The organism is Pseudomonas sp. FYR_5, from assembly GCF_043106315.1.
GTDB classification, from domain to species: Bacteria; Pseudomonadota; Gammaproteobacteria; order Pseudomonadales; family Pseudomonadaceae; genus Aquipseudomonas; species Aquipseudomonas putida_Y.
The window spans coordinates 1-21925 of the sequence record NZ_JBICMK010000117.1; the positions used below are offsets into that span (position 1 = coordinate 1).

Annotated in this window: 21 protein-coding genes; 6 read left to right on the forward strand and 15 right to left on the reverse strand. The window is 61.8% G+C overall.

The window, feature by feature from the left end:
* On the forward strand, positions 1 to 209 hold a 209-nt coding region (locus ACF8RA_RS24455; RefSeq protein ID WP_392519662.1), incomplete at its 5' end, for a hypothetical protein.
* 13 nt (positions 210 to 222) lie between these two features.
* Here ACF8RA_RS24455 and ACF8RA_RS24460 read toward each other — a convergent pair.
* The 10 genes from ACF8RA_RS24460 to ACF8RA_RS24505 form a co-directional block, all read right to left on the reverse strand.
* Positions 223 to 945: a proteasome-type protease gene (locus ACF8RA_RS24460; RefSeq protein WP_176684097.1), complete on the reverse strand. Its 723-nt coding sequence runs from the start codon at positions 943 to 945 to the stop codon at positions 223 to 225.
* A 73-nt stretch (positions 946 to 1018) separates the two neighbouring features.
* Positions 1019 to 1798: a transglutaminase family protein gene (locus ACF8RA_RS24465; RefSeq protein WP_176684096.1), complete on the reverse strand. Its 780-nt coding sequence runs from the start codon at positions 1796 to 1798 to the stop codon at positions 1019 to 1021.
* Positions 1795 to 2745 (reverse strand): alpha-E domain-containing protein, encoded by a 951-nt coding sequence (locus ACF8RA_RS24470; RefSeq protein ID WP_176684095.1) that lies wholly within the window; start codon positions 2743 to 2745, stop codon positions 1795 to 1797. The genes ACF8RA_RS24465 and ACF8RA_RS24470 overlap by 4 nt, the downstream gene beginning before the upstream one ends.
* Before the next feature lie 3 nt (positions 2746 to 2748).
* Positions 2749 to 4158: a circularly permuted type 2 ATP-grasp protein gene (locus tag ACF8RA_RS24475; protein ID WP_392488689.1), complete on the reverse strand. Its 1410-nt coding sequence runs from the start codon at positions 4156 to 4158 to the stop codon at positions 2749 to 2751.
* A 432-nt stretch (positions 4159 to 4590) separates the two neighbouring features.
* Positions 4591 to 4962 (reverse strand): RidA family protein, encoded by a 372-nt coding sequence (locus ACF8RA_RS24480; RefSeq protein ID WP_003254071.1) that lies wholly within the window; start codon positions 4960 to 4962, stop codon positions 4591 to 4593.
* 27 nt (positions 4963 to 4989) lie between these two features.
* Positions 4990 to 5685, reverse strand: a complete 696-nt coding sequence (locus ACF8RA_RS24485; RefSeq protein ID WP_392462439.1) for a DUF3726 domain-containing protein — start codon at positions 5683 to 5685, stop codon at positions 4990 to 4992.
* Positions 5686 to 5687: 2 nt separating this feature from the next.
* Positions 5688 to 7382, reverse strand: coding sequence for a hypothetical protein (locus ACF8RA_RS24490; protein WP_392519663.1), 1695 nt, complete (start codon positions 7380 to 7382; stop codon positions 5688 to 5690).
* A gap of 26 nt (positions 7383 to 7408) precedes the next feature.
* Positions 7409 to 8959, reverse strand: coding sequence for a BCCT family transporter (locus ACF8RA_RS24495; protein WP_392519664.1), 1551 nt, complete (start codon positions 8957 to 8959; stop codon positions 7409 to 7411).
* Between the two features lie 55 nt (positions 8960 to 9014).
* Positions 9015 to 10001, reverse strand: a complete 987-nt coding sequence (locus ACF8RA_RS24500) for a dipeptidase (RefSeq protein WP_392514319.1) — start codon at positions 9999 to 10001, stop codon at positions 9015 to 9017.
* 13 nt (positions 10002 to 10014) lie between these two features.
* The gene (locus tag ACF8RA_RS24505; protein ID WP_392514320.1) at positions 10015 to 11457 is read right to left on the reverse strand and encodes an aldehyde dehydrogenase family protein; all 1443 of its coding nucleotides are present in this window, start codon (positions 11455 to 11457) and stop codon (positions 10015 to 10017) included.
* A gap of 95 nt (positions 11458 to 11552) precedes the next feature.
* Between ACF8RA_RS24505 and ACF8RA_RS24510 the strand changes: the two genes are divergently transcribed.
* Complete coding sequence (locus ACF8RA_RS24510; RefSeq protein ID WP_392519665.1) at positions 11553 to 12440, forward strand: LysR substrate-binding domain-containing protein; 888 nt, start codon at positions 11553 to 11555, stop codon at positions 12438 to 12440.
* A 66-nt stretch (positions 12441 to 12506) separates the two neighbouring features.
* Here the strand turns inward: ACF8RA_RS24510 and ACF8RA_RS24515 are convergent, their stop codons facing one another.
* The 4 genes from ACF8RA_RS24515 to ACF8RA_RS24530 all read right to left on the reverse strand — a co-directional run bounded on the left by ACF8RA_RS24515 (position 12507) and on the right by ACF8RA_RS24530 (position 16115).
* A complete protein-coding gene (locus ACF8RA_RS24515; RefSeq protein ID WP_392488694.1) occupies positions 12507 to 13436 on the reverse strand; it encodes a LysR family transcriptional regulator in 930 nt (309 codons plus the stop codon).
* Between the two features lie 98 nt (positions 13437 to 13534).
* Positions 13535 to 14044 carry a flavin reductase family protein gene (locus ACF8RA_RS24520; RefSeq protein ID WP_176684086.1) on the reverse strand — a complete coding sequence of 170 codons (510 nt, stop codon included), beginning with the start codon at positions 14042 to 14044 and terminating at the stop codon, positions 13535 to 13537.
* A 25-nt stretch (positions 14045 to 14069) separates the two neighbouring features.
* The gene (locus ACF8RA_RS24525) at positions 14070 to 15104 is read right to left on the reverse strand and encodes a methionine synthase (protein WP_176684085.1); all 1035 of its coding nucleotides are present in this window, start codon (positions 15102 to 15104) and stop codon (positions 14070 to 14072) included.
* 27 nt (positions 15105 to 15131) lie between these two features.
* Positions 15132 to 16115, reverse strand: coding sequence for a DUF1852 domain-containing protein (locus tag ACF8RA_RS24530; protein ID WP_176684084.1), 984 nt, complete (start codon positions 16113 to 16115; stop codon positions 15132 to 15134).
* Positions 16116 to 16346: 231 nt separating this feature from the next.
* On the opposite strand from ACF8RA_RS24530, the gene ACF8RA_RS24535 reads away from it, so the two are divergent.
* Positions 16347 to 16847 carry a peroxiredoxin gene (locus ACF8RA_RS24535; protein ID WP_010953616.1) on the forward strand — a complete coding sequence of 167 codons (501 nt, stop codon included), beginning with the start codon at positions 16347 to 16349 and terminating at the stop codon, positions 16845 to 16847.
* Positions 16848 to 16933: 86 nt separating this feature from the next.
* On the forward strand, positions 16934 to 17872 hold the full coding sequence (locus ACF8RA_RS24540) for a LysR family transcriptional regulator (RefSeq protein ID WP_338444838.1): 939 nt from the start codon (positions 16934 to 16936) through the stop codon (positions 17870 to 17872).
* Here the strand turns inward: ACF8RA_RS24540 and ACF8RA_RS24545 are convergent.
* The gene (locus tag ACF8RA_RS24545) at positions 17849 to 18979 is read right to left on the reverse strand and encodes a porin (RefSeq protein WP_176684082.1); all 1131 of its coding nucleotides are present in this window, start codon (positions 18977 to 18979) and stop codon (positions 17849 to 17851) included. The genes ACF8RA_RS24540 and ACF8RA_RS24545 overlap by 24 nt on opposite strands.
* Positions 18980 to 19352: 373 nt before the next feature.
* Here ACF8RA_RS24545 and ACF8RA_RS24550 point away from each other — a divergent pair, with 373 nt between their 5' ends.
* Together ACF8RA_RS24550 and ACF8RA_RS24555 are read left to right on the forward strand one after the other, a co-directional pair.
* Entirely contained in the window at positions 19353 to 20654 is a 1302-nt protein-coding gene (locus tag ACF8RA_RS24550; protein ID WP_176684081.1) for an MFS transporter, read from the forward strand.
* Between the two features lies 1 nt (position 20655).
* Positions 20656 to 21840, forward strand: coding sequence for a M20 aminoacylase family protein (locus ACF8RA_RS24555; RefSeq protein ID WP_392462432.1), 1185 nt, complete (start codon positions 20656 to 20658; stop codon positions 21838 to 21840).
* The last annotated feature ends 85 nt before the right edge of the window (positions 21841 to 21925 follow it).

Sequence of the window (21925 nt, forward strand, 5' to 3'; positions counted from 1 at the left end):
TGGCCCTACCGGGCCAACCGCCTTTTCTTTTTCATAATGTCAGCATCGCTGCGGATCTGAAGCCGTACATCTCATGTTTGCTGCGCGACAGCGCAGCCCGGAAGGGCTGGGTGATCTCCCACAGGACATCACAGGCTTCAAGGCTTGCGCAGTATCTGTGGGAGCGGGCAAGCCCGCGAACAGGCCGGCACTGGCAGCAAAGGATCTGAACCGTTTGCTTGTTCAGCCATAAGGCGGCGCTGGCAGTTCGGCCAGCAGGGTTTTCAAGCCGTCGCTCCATTGCCTGCGAATCTGCTGGTAATAGGCATCGTCGCTGGTAATGCGCTTGCGCGTCATGTTTTCCAGGCTGTTATTGCGGTACACCAGCAAGTCCAGCGGCATACCCACCGACAGGTTGCTGCGGATGGTGGAGTCGAACGAAATCAGGCCGCAGCGCAGCGCTTCATCGAGCGGCGTGCGGTAATCCAGGTTGCGGTCGAGTATTGGCCTGCCGTACTTGCTTTCACCCAGCTGCAGAAACGGGGTGTCCGGTGTGGCCTGGAAGAAATTGCCTTGTGCATACACGTTGTAGATGGCCATGGGGCCGCCGGCTATCTGGCCGCCGACGATGAATGAACTGCTGAGGTCGATATCGGCCGTGAGCTTGCTGCGGTCTCTTTTGACCACCTCGCGCAGGGTGTCGGCGACCAGCACCGTTGCATCGTAGAGCGTGGCAACGTTCAGCAGGTGGGGGCCGTTGCCCTGGGTGCGTTGCTGCAGCAGGTTGATCACCGACTGCGAGGTCGCCAGATTGCCGGCGGTCTGCAGCACGATCAGCCGCTCGCCCGGGACGCTGAAGACGAACAACTTGGTAAACGTGGAGATCTGGTCGATACCGGCGTTGGTGCGTGAGTCGCTGATGAAGACAAGCCCGTCCTCCAGGTGCATGGCGACACAGTAAGTCATGCGGTTTCCCTTGCGTTGCGTGTGAAAGGGTCTTGCCGCACTCGCGCGGCAAGACCGGTCTGAAGCCATCCTGTCACTGGCGATGCACGTGGACGCTGGCCTGCATCGATTCGGCGCCGCCGCCGCGGCGTACGCCCCTGACCGGACAGGCATCGAGATAGTCCAGGCCCACCGCCAGCTTCAGGTGACGCTCTGGCCGGGTCAGGCGGTTGGTAATGTCGAAGCTGTACCAGGCATCGTCGACCCAGGCTTCGGCCCAGGCGTGGCTGGCCAGGTGTTGTTCGTCTTCGGTACACAGGTAGCCGGACACATAGCGTGCCGGCACTCCCAGGCTGCGTGCGCAGGCCAGGAAGGCGTGCGTGTGGTCCTGACACACACCTGCGCCACCGCGGAAGGCTTCGATGGCCGTGGTGCCCACCGATGTGGCACCAGGGCTGTAGGGCATGTGCTCGGCCAGGCCTTGCATCAGCCCGATCAGTGCTGCCCGGTCGCGGTGACTGCCGCATTGCCGGGCGGCGAAAGCAGTCAGGGTGTCGTCGGCCTGCGTCAGGTGGCTGCCGCGCAGGAACGGCAGGGGCGACTGGCTCTCGGTTTCGTGTTCGCAATCCGGGTCGATCTCGACCTGGCCGTGTGCGGTAAGCGCCAGGTGGCCATGGGGTTTGTCCAGTGTCAGCACATGCAGGATGTTGCCGTAAGGGTCGATCTGGCCCTTTACCTTGCAGGGCAGGTCCAGTTGCCATTGATTGATACGCTGGCGTTCGCTGCTGCGCGGGGTCAGGCGCAGGAACTGGATACTGTTGCACACGTCGCTGGCGTAGCTATAGGTCGTGTCGTGGCGAATGGACAGTTTCATACAACCTCCAGGTAGGAGTGATGGACGGCCTGGCCCAGTTGGTTGATGCGGCCAATGAAGTCGCTCAGCCAGGGGTGCAACCCGGCATCGAGGATTTCGTCGATTGCGGTGTAGCGCAGGCGCGCATTCAGTTCGGCGGCCATGCGCTGGGCGGCACGCCCGGTACTGCCCGGCAGGCCCGCCAGGATCAGGTCCAGTTCCTCGATGCAGGCATGCAGCGAGCGCGGCACGTCCACCCGCAACAGCAGCAGCTCGGAAACCGGCCGGGCGCTGGGCGCGGCGCGATAGAGCTCGTTGAAGGCCTCGTACGAGGTCAGCGCGCGCAGCAGGGCGCTCCACTGGTAATAGCCGCGGGCGGAGTCGTCGCTGACCTCTTCGGAGGCCTCGCCGAACATTTCGTAGCGCGCATCGAGCAGGCGCAGGGTGTTGTCCGCCCGCTCCAGGAAGGTCCCCAGGCGGATGAAGCTGTAGGCATCGTTGCGCATGATGGTGCCGGAGGTCGCGCCGCGGAACAGGTGCGATCGTTCCTTGACCCAGTCGCAGAACTGGCTGATGCCATAGCGACCCAGGCCATTGCTGGCGATGTTGCGCATTTCGATCCAGGTGGCGTTGATGTTCTCCCACATGTCGGCGGTGATACGGCCGCGCACTGCATGGGCATTGGTCCTGGCGGCCTGCAGGCAGCAATAGATGCTGCTGGGGTTGGTGGCGTCGAGGGCGAAGAAGTGCAGCATGCGCTCGGTGTCGAGTTCATTGTGCCGACGCAGGTAGTCGTCCAGCATGCCCGAGGCCATCAGCGACATTGCCAGTTCGGTATGGCCGTCGCTGCGCCCGGCCTGGGGCATCAGCGATAGCGAATAGCTGACCTCGAGCATGCGCGCGAGGTTTTCTGCACGTTCCAGGTAACGGGACATCCAGTACAGGTCGGAAGCGGTTCGCGAAAGCATGGCTCAGTCCTCCACCACCCAGGTGTCCTTGGTACCGCCGCCTTGCGACGAGTTGACCACCAGCGAGCCTTCCTTGAGCGCCACGCGCGTCAGGCCACCGGGCACCAGGCGGGTTTCACTGCCCGACAGCACGAACGGGCGCAGGTCGATGTGACGCGGTGCGATGCCGCTGTCGACGAAAGTCGGGCAGGTTGACAGGCACAGCGTCGGTTGAGCGATATAGGCGTGCGGGCGGGCTTTGATGCGCGCGCGGAAGTCCTCGATCTGGGCTTTGGTCGAAGCAGGCCCGACCAACATGCCATAGCCGCCGGAGCCCTGGGTTTCCTTGACCACCAGTTCGGGCAGGTGGGCCAGTACATGGGACAGGTCCGCCGGCTTGCGGCACTGCCAGGTCGGCACGTTGTTCAGGATGGGCTCTTCGCTCAGGTAAAAGCGGATCATGTCGTCGACATAGGGGTAGATGGATTTGTCATCGGCCACGCCAGTGCCGACGGCGTTGGCCAGCACCACATTGCCGGCGCGGTAAACCGAGACCAGCCCCGGCACGCCCAGCATCGAATCAGGGTTGAAGGACAGCGGGTCGAGGTAGTCGTCGTCCAGGCGGCGATAGATCACGTCCACCTGCTGGGGGCCGGCCGTGGTGCGCATGTAGACATGCTCATCACGCACGAACAGGTCGGCGCCTTCGACCAGCTCGATGCCCATTTCCCGGGCCAGGAAGGCATGCTCGAAGTAGGCGCTGTTGAAACGGCCAGGGGTGAGCAGCACGGCAGTGGGGTTGTCCAGTGGACTGGCGCTTTTGAGCGTGTCCAGCAGCAGGTTGGGGTAGTGGTCGATGGGCGCGATACGCTGGGCGGCAAACAGTTCGGGGAACAGGCGCATCATCATCTTGCGGTCTTCGAGCATGTAGCTGACGCCGCTGGGGGTGCGCAGATTGTCTTCCAGCACGAAATAGCTGCCATCGCCGTCACGTACCAGGTCGACACCGGCAATATGTGCATACAGCCCACGGTGCAGGTCCAGGCCCTGCATGGCGATCTGGTAGCCCTCGTTGGCCAGCACTTGCTCTGGCGGGATGATACCCGCCTTGAGGATGCGCTGGTTGTGGTAGATGTCCTGCAGGAACAGGTTCAGCGCCTGTACCCGTTGAATGCAGCCACGCTCGACCGTGCGCCACTCGCTGGCGCGGATGCTGCGCGGGATGATGTCGAAAGGGATCAGGCGCTCGGTATCCTGCTTGTCGCCATATAGGGTGAAGGTGATGCCAGCGCGGTGAAACAGCAGGTCGGCCTCGCGCCGGCGCTGTTCCAGCAACTCCAGCGGGGTGTTGGCCAGCCAGCGGGCGAACTCCTGGTAATGCGGGCGGCAATTGCCATCCGCTTCGTACATTTCATTGAAAAAAGCCCGGGACATACCCACTCCTTGCCGCCGTTACCGGCAGCTTCATTGCGGTTCATCTGCGTCTTTCAGGGTGCTGCCTTGCTGGGGTAAGTGGGAGCTGTGTCTCGCGTTAACCTCGGTCTCGGTAGATTGCCTGTGCATTGAGCACAATCAGTGTGTGCAATAAAAGTGCCGAACACGCCTGGCGGCTCTGGGGGGCGGGAAATGTGAGGGGCACAACCGATGTGAGCTGCCTGGCCGCAAGGGCCGGCGCATCAAAAAAGGGCGCTATTGATCCGGGCGCGGCTTTTGAACCGAAATGGGGCGCAGGCCGGTACCTGGCGGGCGAAAAAGGGAATATTCCGGGTGCATGACGTGGGGCGGAGGGGGCATGCATCGAGCGCCGCGCGGGCGGCACTCGATTGGGCGAACGCTGAATATCGTGAGACGGGCGCCTTCAGGGCGTCAGAGGCAGGCGTAGACCACCAGTTCCACCAGCATTTCTTCCCGGGCGAGGCCAGCCACTACTACGGCCGCGCGGTTGGGGTAGGGGGCCTGGAAATACTCGGCGTACACGGCATTTACAGTTGCCAGATAACGGCGGTCGGTCACGTAGATCAGCACCTGGGTCACGGCATCCAGCGAGCTGCCAGCGGCTTCCAGGGTGTGGCGCAGGTTGTCCAGTGTCTGGCGGGCCTGTGCCTCGATGCCGCCGGCAACCACCTGGCCCTGCGTATCGATTGGGATCTGCGCAGTGTACAACGTACCGTTGCCAACGACCGCCCATTCCAGTGGCGCCCTGGAGGCGAACAGCTCGGTCTTTATTGCATGCTTCATGGGTTTTTTCCTCAGTGGCAAGGGTGTTCAGTCGGCGTCGCTGCCGCCGCCTGCACCGTGGCGGCGTGAGGCATCGGTGCTCTCGACAAGGATGTGTTCGGCCAGCTGCCTGAGCCTTTGCCAGGTATGTTCGTTGACTGTAAAACCTTGCTGCAGTGTGAGCTGCGGGTCGGTTATTGCCTGGGCGGTCTGGGCTGGCCGGGTGAACAGCACCGTTACGTCTTGCGCGGCCGCTTCAATGGCCTGGGGCCGAGTTTCACTGCTCAGATCCGGGCGCGGCATACCGGCGGTAAAATCGGCCAGGTGGCATTGGCGGGCGTCCTCCCAGCGGGCTTGCACGTGCAGCCCCTGCACAGCTGCCCGGCTCAGGTAGCCCAGCAACAGCAAACGGTTGTGGCAGTGGCGGATGCGCAGTTCGGCCTGACCACAGCGCATGGCCTTGGCTGCCGCCAGTTCCACCACCGTGGCGGCGCAGCGCAACACGCTCTGGCCCTTGGCGTCGATCACCAGCAGGGCGTTATCCTCATGGCACAAGGCGTATGGCCGTGCAGCTTCGGCTTGCAGATAACGCAACGCCTTTTCCAGTGCACCGACGCCATCGAGCCCCTGGAGTTGCAACCAGCCCACGAGTTCGGCGGCATCCTCGCAGTCGCCCGGGGCGAAGCCCATGCCCTCGAATGCCTTGCGGCACATCACCTGTATTTCGTTAAGCGATACGCGCATGGTCAAAGCTCCCTTTGCGGCATGACTGCGAAATTCCAGTCGTCTGCGAACGGCTGACCGATGTCGCTGACCAGCGGCGCGCCCTGGAACAGCGTGATACGCACCCAGCGGCTTGACTTGGGGTCGAATTTCCCCGCGCCGAAAAATGCCAGTTTGCAGCGCAGCAGGTGAATCGGCAGCATGTCCCGGGCCAGCAGATTGGCACGGATTTCACCGTAGTTCGTTTTTGCCATGCCTTGCAGGCGGCGTACCGCGCCCTTGAACATCGGTTGGGCGATCAGGAAGTGAGCGGTCAGCGCCTGAGGCTGCAGTTGCAGGTGCTCCAGCAGCGCGCTATGGCACTGCTGGATATTGCGGGCAATACCCAGCTGCATTTCTTTTTCGGCCCCTGGCTCCTCTGCGCGAATGCCCAGGCGCGGCTCTTCTTTTTCAGCTGAGCGGTACCAGAAGAAGTGCTCCGCATCGGCAGCACTGAAGTCGTAGCGCAACGCCCAGCCATACTGCTGCTCGATGAGCTGGCGCAGTTGCCCAAGGGGCATCTGGGCGTCCAGCTGCCAGCTTTCGTTGACGCCCATGTGCTCGGCCAGGGGCGTGACCTGCTCGGGGTACAGCTCCAGCAGCAGGCTGACCAGAAGCTCCTGGCAGCCCACCCCCGTGTGTAATTGCGCCCAGGCCAGCAGGCGCGGCCAAAGCCCCGCGCCGTCGGCTTGCGTGCCAAGCCAGGTGGCCAGTAAAGCAAGCTCGGCCAAGGTTTGCAGGTTCTGCTCATGCTGGCGCTGGTCTTCGGTCCGGGACTGGCTCAGGTGCAACTGGGCGCGCGCCAGCAATTGCTGCAGGCGCGCCAACGGGGCGGGCTCCGCCGGCTGCGCCAGCACCAGGGCCAGGGCCGTTTCCCGCGTACTGATCCAGTGCTCCACCAGTTGAGGGTGGTTGATCAGAAAAGGGGCCATTCCCAGCCCGGTCGCGTTGCCGACCCCCAGGTAGCGTTGAAGGGCCGGGGCCAGTTGCACTGCCCGCTGCGGGGCGAGTGCCTGGGCCATGTGGTTGATCTGCTCGATGCTGAAGTGACGCAGCAGGTAGACGGTGAACATCTGCGCGCTGAACGGCTGGTTGAAGTCCGGGTTATCTTGCAGGCAACCAAAATCGGCGATGCCGAACTTGCCGTTACCGTAAACAGCTGTAGTGCGATACAGGTAGCCGACTTCAGCCAGTTGCTCTGGATCGGGCTGGCGACCTTCTGCCAGCGCCGCCAGAAACCGGTCGAAATTGCGCAAGCTACGGTTGGCCCGCGACAACACCAGCACGCGTGCATCGAAGCGGCCGGCTTCCTGCAGCGGCACGTTGCGTTGCAGGTCGGCCAGCTGTGCCGAGTCGACATCGCCGGCCACCAGCACGAAGCTGACGTCCCACTGGTCGGCGATGACCCGATCGCTGCGCTTTTCCGGCGGCAGGTAGGCCGAGAAGATCACGCAGTGGTAATGGCCGTTTGGCGTTTCGATGCGGTAGATCGCAGTGCCGAAACCTTGGCCATCGAGGTCGAAACAGCTGCGCCGGATTTGCCAGCGCTGTTGCATCATCCGCCGCATGCTGCTGCGCACGAAGCTGAGCGGGCTCTGGAAGTGGCTACCTAGCCGGGCCAGGTCCATGACTTGGCTGGCAGGGCGCAACGCGGGTATTGCAGGCACGCTGTTGGGCATTGTTGTTGTACCTGGATGGATCATGTTCAGACGCCTTGTTCACGGGCCATGTGTCGAGCGATGCGCACGGCATCCCACAGCGCTGGCAGGATCACCAGCGACACCGGCACCGCGGTGATGACAATGAAGGATTGCAGGGCCGTCACTCCGCCTGCGCCAATGGTGATCAGCACTACCGCCGCCAAGCCCATGCCGATGGCCCAGAAACCGCGCAACCACTTCTTCGGTTTATCGTCGCTGGACATCGCCAGCGCCACGGTGAAGGCCATGGCGTCGCCATTGGTGGCCACCGAGATGAAACTCAGGAACAGGAATAGCGCGCTGACAAGGCCACCCAGTGGCAGGTTCTCCGTCACTCCCAGCAACAGGTCTTCAGGCTTGGCGCCATGGGCGGTGACGCTGCCTGGCGTTTGCAGCTCCAGGCCGATCCCGGTGCCGCCCACCACGGTGAACCAGAACATGGTCACCAGCGGTGCGATGATCGACAGCGTCATGATGATCTCGCGGAGGGTGCGGCCCCGCGAGATCCGCGCGACGTACAGTGCCACCATGGGCGCATAGCCGATGAACCAGCCCCAGTAGAACACCGTCCACCAGTCCAGCCATTTGGGGTCGGCGCGGAACATCGTCAGGGGGATGAAGTGCTCCACGTGCAGGGCAAAGGCCGCCGGGAAACCGCTGAGGATGAACAGCGTCGGTCCGAATACCACCATGAACAGTGCCAGGCCGATCATCAACCAGACGTTGATCTCGCTGACAAAGCGGATGCCTTTGAGGCCCACCAGGCACGAGACAGTGTACATCGCGGTAACCAGGACAATGGTCAGCGACTGGGTGACGATGGTGTTGGGCAACCCCCACACGGCGTGCATGGCGCTGCTGATCTGCAGGCCAAGGAAGCCGATCGGACCGATGGTGCCGGCCACTACCGCGATGATCGAGGCAGCGTCGGCCAAGGTGCCGATCGGGCCCTTGAGCGCTCGCTGGCCGAACAGGGGGTAAAGCAGGGTGCGCGGCGCCAGCGGAAGGCCTTTATCGTAATGCAGGTGCATCAGCACGATCGCCAGCAGGCTGCCCAGCACAGCCCAGGCCAGGAAGCCCCAGTGCACGAACGATTGCGCCAGTGCCGCGGTGGCCGCCGCTTCGCTGTGCGGTTGCAGGCCGGCGAAGAAGGGCGGCGGGCTGGCAAAGTGCATCAAGGGTTCGGCAGCGGCCCAGAAGGCGCCACCACCTGCCAGCAGGGCGCACATGATCACTGCGATCCAGTTGAAGGTGCTGACGTCCGGGCGCTGGGTGACCCCGCCCAGGCGTACACGCCCGCATCTGGAAAAACCGATGAACAGGCTGACGGCGAAGGTTGCCAGCATCAGCACTTGCCAATAGAGGCCAAAGGCCTTTGTCGACCAGGCGAACAGGGTATTGACCAGCGCCGACACGGTGTCGATGTCGATCAGCGCCGCCAGCAGGAAGGCGCCGAGGAATCCGCCGCTGATCAGGAACAACGGCCAGTCGATATCGCGTGCCATAGGCAGGCCCATGGCCTGGCCGTCAGCCTGCAAGGTGGTTGGGTTTTTCATGAAACCTCCGGAACCTGCGATTGTTTTTATTCTTGGTGCTGTCCGTGCAAGGGGGTCAGGCCTGTGCCGTGGTGGCGGTCTCCAGCAGGCGCAACCAGTTCAGCCCCATGATCTTGCCCACGTCGTGCTCGGAAAAGCCGCGGGTGCGCAGGCCCTTGGCGATGTTGCGGAAGTCGCGACTGTCGCGGAACCACTGCAAGGGCGCCGGCCAGTTGGCGTTGTCCCTGGAGCCTTCGCCGTAGTCCTTGTCCTTGCTCCAGCGGCCGTTGCGCATCCATTCCAGCACGGACAAGGGTTGCGCCTGGCACAGGTCGGTGCCGATGCCGATGTGCTCCACACCCATCAGGTCGGCGGTGCGCGCGACCATGTCGCAGAAACTTTCCAGGCTACAGTCCGAGGCACCCTTGAGGTGGAACGGGTAGGTGCTGAACCCCAGCAGCCCGCCCGACTCTGCGATCCCGCGTAGCACCGCATCGGACTTGTTGCGCTTGGCGGCGTGGAAGCTGGCAGGGTTGGCGTGGGAGATGATCACCGGTCGGCTCGACAGTTCGATGGCCTCAAGCGTGCTTCGCTCGGCGCTGTGAGACATGTCGATGAGCATGCCGACGCGGTTCATTTCGGCGATCACCTGGCGACCGAAGCGGCTGATGCCGTTGTCCTCGCGCTCATAGCAGCCGCTGGCCAGCAGGCTTTGGTTGTTGTAGGTCAGCTGCATGACGAACACCCCGAGCTGGCGGAAAACCTCCACCAGGGCAATGTCGTCCTCGATCGGCGAGCAGTTCTGGAAGCCGAAGAAGATGCCCACCCGGCCCTCCTCGTGGGCCAGGCGGATGTCGCTGGCCGTGCGTACCGGGCGGATCAGCTCGGGCCATGTTTCGAAGCGGCGGTTCCACTCGCCCAGGCGCGACAGGGTTTCGCGGGCGTTTTCGTGGTAGGCGATGGTGGCGTGCACCGCGCTCAGGCCACCGGCCTGCATCTGCTGGAATATTTCCTGGCTCCAGTTGGAGTACTGCAGGCCGTCGATCATCAAGAGGTCGTGCATGGCATGTATTCCTTCAGGGCCGCAGGTAGGTGGTCTTGACCACGGTGTAGAAGTCGCGAGCGTATTTCCCCTGTTCCCGGGGGCCGAAACTCGAGGCTTTACGGCCCCCGAATGGCACGTGGTAGTCGGTGCCTGCAGTGGGCAGGTTGACCATCACGCAGCCAGTCTGGGCGCGGCGCTTGAAGTGGCTGGCGTGGCGCAGCGACTGGGTGATGATCCCGGCTGTGAGGCCGTACTCGGTATCGTTGAGCGTGGCCAGCGCCTCTTCAAAATCGCGCACGCGGATCACGCAGGCGATGGGGCCGAACACTTCCTCGCGGTTGATGCGCATGTCGTTGCGGCTGTTGATGAACAAGGCAGGGCGCATGTAGTAGCCATCGGAGGCCAGTTGCAGGCGTTCGCCACCTTCGATCAGGGTGGCGCCTTCGGCCTGGGCCAGTTGCAGGTAGGCCAGGTTCTGTTCCAGCTGGCGCGCGTCAGCTACCGGGCCGATCTGTACGCCTGCCTCCAGTGCATGGCCAACCTTGAGCTGGCGCATGCGCAGGCGCAGCGCCTCGACGAAGCGGTCGTGGATGCCGTCGCAGACGATCAGCCGTGACGACGCGGTGCATTTCTGCCCGGTGCCGAAGAAGGCCCCGTTGAGCGCGCATTCCACGGCCAGTTCGAGGTCGGCGTCGTCCATGACCACCAGGGCATTCTTGCTACCCATTTCCAGCTGGCAGCGCACCAGGTTACCGGCGGTGGCCACCGCTACGCGTCGGCCCGTCTGCAGAGAACCGGTGAACGTCAGGGCATCGATCTCGGCGGACTGGATCAGGGCCTCGCCGACGTCGGCACCGCTGCCCATCACCAGGTTGAAGGTGCCGCTGGGCAGGCCCTGACGGCTGATGATCTCGGTGAGCGCCCAGGCACTGGCCGGCACCAGGTTGGCCGGCTTGAACACCACGGCGTTGCCGAAGGCCAAGGCCGGGGCGATTTTCCAGGCGGCGGTGGCCATGGGGAAGTTCCATGGGGTAATGATGCCCACCACACCCACCGGTTCGCGATGCACTTCGATGTCGACCCCAGGCCGCACCGAGGCGGCAGTCTCGCCCATCTGGCGCAGCACTTCGGCGGCGTAGTAATGGAAGAACTGGCCACTGCGGTTGACCTCGCCGATGCCTTCGACCAAGGGTTTGCCTTCTTCTCGCGACAGCAGTTCGCCGAGCTCTTCCTTGCGGGCGATCAGCTCGTCGCCGATGGCCATCAGCACTTGCTGGCGGCTTTCCAGGCCACTGGCGGCCCACAGGGGTTGAGCGGCGCGGGCGGCCTGGATGGCCTGGCGGGCCTGTTCGGCACTGGCCTGATGGTACTGGCCGATCAGGTCGCCAGTGTCCGAGGGGCTGTAGTTGCCCAAAGTGGCGTGGCCTTCACACCACTGGCCATTGATGTAGTTGTTGTAGGTCTTGTGTGACATGGATGAACGCCTCCGTTTGCATGGCATTCATCATGCGAGCAATATGCAGCAAATAAAAATTAATAAAAAAAATGCTTTGATAAGGAATGCTAACCATGTTGCCCGAGCTGAAAATCGCCCAGTTGCGTTACTTCGTGCTGGTCGCCGAACTCAAGAGTTTCCACGCGGCCGCCCGCCAGGCCTTTCGCACCCAGCCTGCGATATCCCTGGCCCTGCGTGAACTGGAGCAGAAGCTGGGGCAGGCACTGGTCGAAAAGGGCGGTGGCCGGGTAGAACTGACGCCATTTGGCGAGCATTGCCTTCCGTTGTTTCGTGGCTTGATCGAGCACCATGACCGTATTGCTCGTGAAGTCATGCTGTTTGCCCGGCATGAGATCGGCCAGGTCAGCATCGCCACCGTGCCTTCTGTGGCCAGCCGAATGCTGCCAGGGCCGCTGGCCCGCTTCGTGGCCGCGCACCCCAATGTGCAGGTCAGCATTCAGGACGGCACGGCCGAACGTGTGCAGCAGTTGCTCGCACAAGGGCAGGTGGATTTCGGCATCAGCAGCCTGTGGGTGGACGATGACCAGCTCGAATTCGCCCCCATCGTGAATGATCAGGTTGGCGTGGTGTGCCGCAGCGACCACCCGCTGGCGCAGGCGGGGGGGCGGCTGCATTGGGCGCAGTTGCTGGGTGTGCCGATGATTCGCAACGGTACCTCGCAATTGCTGGCGGGTACCGAGGCCGAGGGTTTGCTGGCCGATAGCCGGCTGTTCATTTCCAACATGATTTCGTTGATCGCCATGCTGGAGGAGGGGGTAGGGATCAGTACCTTGCCGTACCTCGCTTTTCCGCAGGAGAACGACAAACTGGCGTTCGTACCCCTTGAGGAGCCCAGGGTAGAACGGCATATCGGCATGCTCACCCGCAAATGGCGCAGCTTGTCACCTGTGGCGGGGGCACTGATGGCGTTTCTGCAGGTGCAGTTGGCGAAGGCTAGTTGATTCGTTGGCGGTAGGGGCATGGCGCGCCATGGCCGGCACTGAGGTTCGCAAACGCACGCCCGGCTTTCAGAGAACCGGGCCTGACGCCACGCTGACACCTGCCAGCGTGGTGAACGAGATGTCCTTGGCCGTGAGCAGAAAATCACGCACGTACGGCACCTCCAGCATGTCACTGCGCAGTGCCGCATAGAGGTTTGCCTGCAGGCCGTGTTCGCCAAGGCGCTTGGCGGTTACATAGCCGCGCGAACTGTATTCGTGCACGGCCCAGTTGGGCAGGCAACAGACGCCGCGCCCGGACGCAACCAGTTGCATCATCATCACGGTAAGTTCTGAGGTACGGACCTGTGCGGGCTCGACGTCGGCGGGGTCGAGGAAGCGGGTGAAGATGTCCAGGCGGGTGCGTTCGACCGGGTAGGTGATCAGTGTCTGGCTGGCGATATCGGCGGGCTCCAGGTACGGCTTGTGGCGCATGGCGTGGTGGTTGTCGATGGCCAGCAGCGCCTCGTAGCTGAACAACGGCACGTAGCTGATACCCGGCAGTGTCACCGGGTCGGAGGTCACCACCAGGTCCAGGTCGCCGCGCTCCAGGGCTGGCAGTGGCGCGAAGGAAAAGCCGGAGGCGAGGTCCAGTTCCACCTCAGGCCAGGCGCTGCGGAACTCATCCACTGAAGGCATCAACCACTGGTAGCAACTGTGGCACTCGATGGCGATGTGCAGCCGTCCGGCGCAGCCCCCGGCCAGTTTGCCCAGGTCCCGTTCGGTATTGCGGATCTGAGGCAGCACCTGATCGGCCAGCTGCAGCAGCTTCAGCCCGGCGCTGGTGAAGCGCACCGGCCTGGATTTGCGCACGAACAGAGGCATGCCGATGCGCTCTTCCATATCGCGGAACTGGTGCGACAGGGCTGATTGTGTCAGGTGCAAGCGCTCGGCGGCCTCGTGCAGGCTGTCGGTTTCACGCAGCGCGTGGAGGGTTCGCAGGTGGCGTAAATCGATCATGAGTAAAATGGCGGATCAACGCAGTAATGGCGGGTTTTCTTCACTACTGCGTGATCCTGACAATTCCTTTGATGGGTTTTCCGTGAGTGGGGTGAGGCTCAAGCCGCGTGAGGCGCGGCGAGGTTGCAGTACTGCCCCTTGAAATACAGCAGCGGCTGCGTGGCAGCCGTTGCCTGCAGGTTCAACGCTTTGACTTCGCCAATCACGATCAGGTGGTCCCCGGCGGCATGTTCGGCGTGAATTTCGCAATCAAGCCAGTGCAGGCTGCCGGCAATGATCGGGTTGCCCAACGGCGATGCTTGCCATTCGACGCCCTGCCACTTGTTAGCGCCGCGCCGGGCAAACTGGTTGGAAATGCCGACCTGTTCACCTGACAGTATGTTGACCGTGAAGCGGCCAGCCTGGCGAATTCTCGGGTAGCTGGCCGAACTGGACATCACACTGAATGACACCAGCGGCGGGCTCATCGATACGCTGTAGAACGACTGGCAGGTGAAGCCGATCGGCTCACCTTCATGGTGCGATGTAATCACCGTGATGCCGGATGCGTAGTGCCCGAGTGCCTGGCGAAAAGTCGACGGCTCGATCGCCGTACCGGAAAGCAACATGGTAGGTCCTGTGGCTGCATTCATTTCAGCGTGCGTTAGCGAGTTCCTGACGGACGATGGCTGCGCCTGCACTCAAGGCCTTGAGCTTGCCGCTGGCTACCTGGCGGGGCAGGGGCGCCATGCCGCAGTTGGTGCAAGGGTAGAGCTTGTCGGCATCGACGAATTGCAGTGCCTTGCGCAGGGTGGCGGCGACCTGTTCGGGTGTTTCAATGACATGGGTGGCCACATCGATGGCGCCGACCATGACTTTCTTGCCGCGAATCAGCTCGAGCAGGTCCATCGGAACATGCGAGTTATGGCATTCCAGCGAAATGATATCGATGCTGGACTGCTGCAATTTGGGGAAGGCCTGTTCATATTGCCGCCATTCTGAACCGAGGGTCTTTTTCCAGTCGGTGTTGGCTTTGATGCCATAGCCATAGCAAATATGGACGGCCGTTTCGCACTTGAGGCCCTCGATGGCCCTTTCCAGGGTAGCTACGCCCCAGTCATTCACGTCGTCGAAGAAAACATTGAATGCCGGCTCGTCGAACTGAATGATGTCCACGCCCGCGGCTTCCAGCTCTTTGGCTTCCTGGTTGAGAATCTTGGCGAATTCCCAGGCCAGTTTCTCGCGGCTTTTGTAGTGGTTGTCATACAGTGTGTCGATCATGGTCATGGGGCCGGGCAGCGCCCACTTTATCGGCTGTGTGGTGTGCTGGCGGAGGAACTTGGCATCTTCGACAAACACCGGCTTTTGTCGAGCGACAGCACCCACCACCGTCGGTACGCTCGCATCGTAGCGATCACGGATTCTGACGGTTTTCCGTTGTTCGAAATCAACGCCGCTGAGGTGCTCGATAAACGTGGTGACAAAGTGCTGGCGGGTTTGTTCGCCGTCACTGACGATGTCGATACCGGCGTGTTGTTGTTCTTGCAAGGCCAGGCGCAAGGCATCCTGCTTGCCTTCGACCAGTTGCTCGTCTTGCAACTTCCACGGTGACCAGAGTGTTTCGGGTTGAGCCAGCCATGCGGGTTTAGGCAGGCTGCCGGCCGTGGAGGTGGGTAGCAATGTGTTCATGAACAGTGACCTTGTGTTTTGAATGGTTCAACGTGCGTATTGAGCGGACCAGTGCGCTAGCGTGGCCTGGTAGGGTTTGACAAATTGCTCCTCGGCAAATTTGCCCTGCTCGATCGCCAGGCGGCTGCGCTCTTCCCGGTCGTAGACAATGCGCGTGAGCGAGTAGTCCTGGTTGTTCAGGCTGGGCTGGTAGGCCTTGCCTGCTGGAGAATTGGCGTTGTAGATCTCGGGTCGGTAGATCTTCTGGAAGGTGTCCATGGTGCTGATGGTGCTGATCAGTTCAAGGTTGGTGTAGTCAGCCAGCAAGTCGCCGGCAAAATAAAATGCCAACGGTGCGACGCTGTTCGGTGGCATGAAATAGCGCACCTTCAAGCCCATTTTCTTGAAGTATTCATCCGTCAGCGAGTACTCATCCTGCAGGTACTCAACACCTAGCACAGGGTGTTGATTTTCGGTGCGCAGGTACGTCCTGCTGCTCGATACGCTCAGGCAGATAACCGGTGGTTTGCTGAAGTGCTCCTGGTAGGTGTGCGAGTTGACGAAACACTTGAACAGGTTGCCATGCAGCTCGCCGAAATGATCAGGTGTGCTGAAGGTCGACCGGTGCTTGTTATGCTCCAGTAACAGTACGCTGAAGTCGTAATCGCGCACGTACGAGGAGAAGTTGTTGCCTACCATGCCTTCGAGGCGAGTATTGTTCTTGCGGTCGACAATATAGGTTTTCAATATTTCGATCAGCGGCAGGGCATTGCCGTGCTGCGCATTTTCGAGATTCATTTCCACCGATATGATATCCAGCTCTACGCGGTAGCGGTCATGTTCGGGGTTGTCCCAGTGCGCCAGCGCATTGAAACGGTTATTGATCATCATCAACGTGTTGCGCAGGTTTTGCTGGCGGTTTGTACCCCGTGCCAAATTGGCGAAGTTGGTCGTGATGCGGGTGTTTTCGGCAGGGCGATAATGTTCGTCGAACGCAATGCGCTTGACGGTGAATGTTGGCGCTTTATTCATGGTGACGGCTTCCAGGTGCCTGAGTGTGAGCAACTCAGTGCTTGTCAGTTGCGTAGGCTGAGTCGTTCACAGCGTAATCTTGATGTGTTTGATTGAGGTGTATCCTAGGCGGGGCGCTGCATGAATGATATTGAAGTTATTTCACAGGTTTTTTAGCCCTGCTCATGATGCGTTGCCTGGTCGACTGCGGCATCATGGCTGCCTGGCCTTCACCTCACCCAGGAGACAGCGATGATCAAAACCGGCGATCAACTGCCCGACGTTACCCTTTATCAATACAACAACGACGCAGGCGCCTGCGCGATCGGCCCGAAGGCCTTTTCCATTCGCGAGCGTTGCAAGCACAAGAAGGTGCTGATCTTCGCGTTGCCGGGCGCGTTCACGCCGACGTGCTCTGAACGTCATGTTCCCGGTTATGTCGCGGCGGCCCCTGCGTTGTTCGCGGCTGGCATTGACGAAATCCTGTGCGTCTCGGTGAACGATGCCTTTGTCATGAACGCCTGGGGCAACAGCTTGCAGGTCGGGGATGCGGTCAAGATGATCGGCGATGGCAATGGCGAATTCAGCGAGGCGCTGGGGCTGACCCAGGACCTTTCGGCACGCGGTTTGGGGCGGCGCTCGCAGCGGTATGCGATGTTGGTCGACGACCAGGTAGTCCAGTACATTGCGGTTGAAAGCCCCGGCAAGTTCGAGGTCAGCGATGCGGCCAGCCTGCTGGCTGTGTTGCGCTAGCCATACCTTTCAGGCCTTGCCGACAACGGTTGTCAGGGCTGCCAGAACACCTTTCGAACCGGCCGCTAACAACAAGGTACAGACGGTTGAAACTTCACCAACTCAGGGCGCTGGTCGCCATTCATAACGCAGGCAGCATCCTCGAAGCCTCCAAGCTCATGCACATTACTCAGCCCGCGCTGAGCCGTTCGATCAAGGAGCTGGAGCGGGAGGTGGGTTTTACCCTGTTGCAGCGGTCGCACAAAGGCATGGCCCTTACCGACGAAGGCAAGCGTGTCATCCGCCATGCCAACCTCGTGGTAGAGAGCATACGCCGCCTGCAGATCGAAGCAGCGAGCATTCAGGATGCGGCGCTGGGCGCCGTGTCGATCGGGGTTACGTCGTTGACGGCGATGCTCGATGGCGTCGATGAAAGCATTCTGGCCTTTCGGCGCAAGTACCCGCGGGTGAAGATCACCATCACCGACTTGCGCCCCAGTCAGATCCTGCAGCGCTTGCGCGATGGCAGCCTGGACTTCGCCATTACTTCGCAGCAACCGCTGAGTCGGCTGAGCCTGGACTGGGAGGCACTGGGCAGTATCAAGGGCACGGTGATTTGCCACGCCTCGAATCGGCAGAAGTTCAGCCAGTCACTGCGCACCTTGCAATACGCCCCCTGGATCAGCCTGGACGAGTTGTCCGATCAGGCCTCGCAGTTTCACCAATTGTTCGAAGCCAACGGCCTTCGGGTGCCACAGAACACCGTTGAATGCACTTCAGTGATGATGGCGCTGAAGCTGTTGAAGAACACGGAATCGTTGATGACCATCAGCGAACTGGCGGTGGACCAAGGGTTTACCTACGGTATCGATTGCGAGTTCGTCGCCATGGCGGTGCAGGAGTTGATTCCGGATTACCCCATCAACCTGGTCTGCATTGACCGCCACAGCCTCACGGCGCCTGCCCAGGAGCTGTTCCACAGCTTGCGCGGGCAGGTGCTCAAGCAGACCCGCCCCGTTGGGTCAGAAGTGGTAGTACATGCCTAGCGAGATGTTGCTCGGGTTATCGCCAGCCTGGTCCACCGGGGTGCCGGCGTAGGTGACCGACGAGGCGCGCTGGTTGGCGATCATGCCGAGGCGTCCATAGAGGGCCCAGCGGGGGTTGATGAAGTGGTCATAGCCGATCATCACACCCCACGCGTCCTTGTCGCGGGCGCTGACCTGGCGTTGCATCACCGCCAGGCGCAGCACGTCCAGCTCGCCCACCGGCGCCATCATGCCGAAGGTGTACAGCGTGGTGCTGGGTGTGCCGGCCTGGTCCACGTCCTGGCGTTGCCAGGTGAGGCTGGTGGCCAGCGGGCCGAAATCGTAGAACGCCGACAGGCTCTTGAAGTCGTTGGCGGTCTGACGTGAGACGCCGCCGTCGTCCCATGGGTCGCTGTAGTAGCGGTTGTAGGAGGCCAGCACCATCACCCGGCTGTTGCGGTATTGCAGCCGGGCGCCACCGCCACGCACGGTGCGCCCAGCGCTGGCGGCATCGTCGAAGCCGAAGCTTAGCGCGGTACCGAGGCTGAAGCCGCTGAAGGTGGGGCTGGTGTAGGCCAGGGTGTGCTTGGGGCGCAGGTCAAGGTAGAAGGCGCCCTTGCCGGCGGCAGGCAGGGCCAGGTAGGTGTAGGGCGAGCCATAGGTGGCCAGGAACGGGTCGGCGTAGGTGGGGGTGGCCATGCCGTAGGTCTTGCCGAACTCGAGCTTGCCCAGGGTGCGCGAGCGCAGGGCGACCGTCGCCAGGCGCAGGGTACCGACGGTGTCCCAGGTGCCCTCCAGAGCCTCGCCATTGAGGTTGAAACCCTCCTCGACGTCAAGCTCCACGACGGTATCGGAGTCAAGCGCCTTGCGTGCGTACAGCCCGAGCTTGTTGGTCCAGGCGCCGCCACCGGCCAGCCTGAAACCTGAGTGGTGCTGCGAATCGTGATAGCTGGCGAATGCATCCACGGTGCCGTACACCTTGAGCGTGTCATCGAAGCCGTAATCAACTCCGTAGTAACCGAAACCCGGCGCAATCCGCGCGAGCGTCGGAAAACCCTCTGCCTGTGCCTGCGCAGCAAGGCAAACCCCTTGGATCATCAACAGCAACGACGTAGTGCGAGTGTTCATTCACGACTCCAGGCCAGCACGGTGATGTGGTGGCTTTAGCGTCGGTGAACAATACGTTGCAGCGTGATTGCTTATTCGGTCAGGTCATGCCGTTTGGTTAATCAGGGGCTGGCGCGGCGTGTGGATTGGCGAGCGCATCCGTTTTAGAAGGGCTTCGTAACAGCGTCAACGCTGCGCTACGGATGCTGGTTTGTGGGCGTTTTTGGGGCCGCGCGCGGAGCGAGGGCGAACGGTGCGCCAGCTCAGGGCATTTTGGCCAACGATCGTTCCGGGTAATTAACCATTGGTTAGGCACATGCCGAAAGCGCAAGTGTATTGAGTGCCCGATTGGCTGATATTCGCTGCACGCCGCGATTTGCCAACGGAGATAACAATGATCAGACCGCTACCCACATCGCCGAGCCTGCAAAAAGGTGCGCATTCAGCCGCGCAGGTGTCGTCCTCCCGTAAAACCTTGGTCGCCTGCTCGCTGGGCAATGCGCTGGAAATGTACGACTTCACGATCTACAGCTTCTTCGCTGTACTGATCGGCAAGCATTTCTTTCCCTCCGACTCGGCCATGGCGTCGTTGTTGATGTCGCTGGCCACTTTTGGCGTCGGTTTTCTGATGCGCCCGGTCGGGGCGATGGTCATCGGTCGCTATGCGGACCGGCATGGACGCAAGGCCGCTTTGAGCCTGACCATCGGGCTGATGACCCTGGGCACCGCAATGATTGCTTTTGCGCCCACGTATTCACAGATCGGGATTTTCGCCACGTTGCTGCTGGTGACCGGCCGGCTGATCCAGGGCATGTCGGCAGGCGGGGAGGTCGGTACCGCGTCGGTGTTCCTGATGGAATCCAGTGCGGTCGGCAATCGCTGCCAGAGCGTCAGCTGGCAGGCTGCCAGCCAGGGCTATGCCGCCTTGGTGGGGGCCGGCTTTGGCCTGGCCCTCAGCCAGTTGCTCGACCCTTCCGCGCTGGAAAGCTGGGGATGGCGCATACCGTTCATCTTCGGCCTGCTGATCGGGCCGGTCGGTTGGTATATACGCACACGGTTGCCGGAAACCCATGAGGCCGCACCGGCGCAGAAGGCAGAGCAGGGGCTGGATGCCGAACTGCTCAAACGCATCGCCCAAGGCATCGGCCTGATGGCCAGCTCGACCATTGGCATGTACCTGTTCGTGTTCTACATGCCGACCTACCTGACCACGGCCTTGCATTACCCATCCGGCAGCGCGATGGCAATTGCCTGTATCAGTAGCGGCTGCATGGCAGTCATCTGCCCGTTGGCCGGTAAATTCGCCGACAAGTATCAGCTCAGAAAACGCCTGCTGGTGTGGACGGTCGCCGCGCCGGTGGTGTTGACCCTGCCCGTGTTCTATCTGCTTGGGCACGTGCAGCACATGGGCCTGGCCATGATGGGCGTGGCGATCCTGATCTTGCCGACCTGCATCGGTGCCGGTGCGTTCTTCGCGCTGATCATGGAGGGCTTCCCGAAGGCCAGGCGCTCCTTCGGCACCTCGGTCAGCTACAGCCTGGGTGTGACCCTGTTCGGTGGTTTTTCGCCGTTGGTGGCCACCTGGCTGATTGCAGCGCTGGGCACGCCGTTGGCGCCAGCCTACTTCCTGCTGGCCGGCGGCGTTGTCAGCCTGGCCTGCCTCAGATACTTCCCTGAAAACAAAGGATGCGAGTGACATGGGTATTTTGCAGAGCAATCAAACACCGGGCTCAGCCGCCGAGCTGGATGAGTTCGTCATGCTGCGCCGGCAGATCCACGCTGCGCCGGAAATTGGCGGCGACACCCCCGATACAGCGGCCCTGGTAGCCGACAAGCTGCAAGCTTTGGGCTATGAAGTGCATCGCAATGTGGGCGGGCATGGAGTGGTTGGCGTGCTGAAAGTGGGGGACAGTCCGCGCAGCATCGGTTTACGCGCAGACATGGACGCACTGCCCATGGGCGAAAAGAATGCGTTTGCGCATGCCAGCAAGATCCCCGGCCGCATGCATGCCTGCGGCCATGACGGGCATACCGCGATCCTGCTGGCAGCCGCTGCGCAACTGGCGGCTACACGCCAGTTCAACGGCACGTTGAACGTGATATTCCAGCCCGACGAGGAAGGCCTGGCGGGGGCCAAGGCGATGATCGACGACGGCCTGTTCGAGCGCTTTCCGTGCGACTCGGTGTATGCGCTGCATAACATGCCCGGCCTGCCGGTGGGCACGTGCGTGGTGCAGGCGGGGCCCACCATGGCGTCTTCCGAACGTGTCAGCATTCGGATTACCGGTAAAGGCGGGCATGGGGCGATGCCGGAACTGTCGGTAGACCCGGTGATGGCGTTGAACAGCCTGATCAGTGGCATCCAGACCATCAAGTCGCGCAACCTGAGCGTCGAGGACTACGCCGTGATCAGCATCGGCATGATCCAGGCCGGCACCGTCTACAACATCATCCCTGACGAGGCCTGCATGTTGCTGAGCGTGCGCACCGACACGGCCCAGACCCAGCAGAAGATCAACAGCCGCATTGACGCCCTGGCCAAGGGGCACGCAGAAAGCTATGGCGTGGAGATCGATGTGCAATTCACCCAACTGGCGCCCGCCTTGTGCAACAGCGATCACGAAAGCGCGTTGCTGCGTGACAGCCTGAGGCCGCTGTTCGCCGACGGCGCGCTGCTGGACAAGATGCCGAAGAAGGTCATGGGCACCGAAGACTTTGCCTACATGTTGCAGGCGCGGCCTGGCTGTTACTTCATGCTGGGCAATGGCACGGGCGAGTTCCATGGTTGCTCGGTGCATAACCCCCACTACGATTTCAATGATGCCTTGGTGAAGATTGGCGCTGATTGCTGGGTGAAGTGGGTTCAGGACTATCTGCGTTGACCCTGCGTGATCTGCGCTGGAATGGTCTACGCTCTCAGCCGAAGCGCGTCGTTACAGGCTTCATCCCGTTATCGTCGCTCTGGCG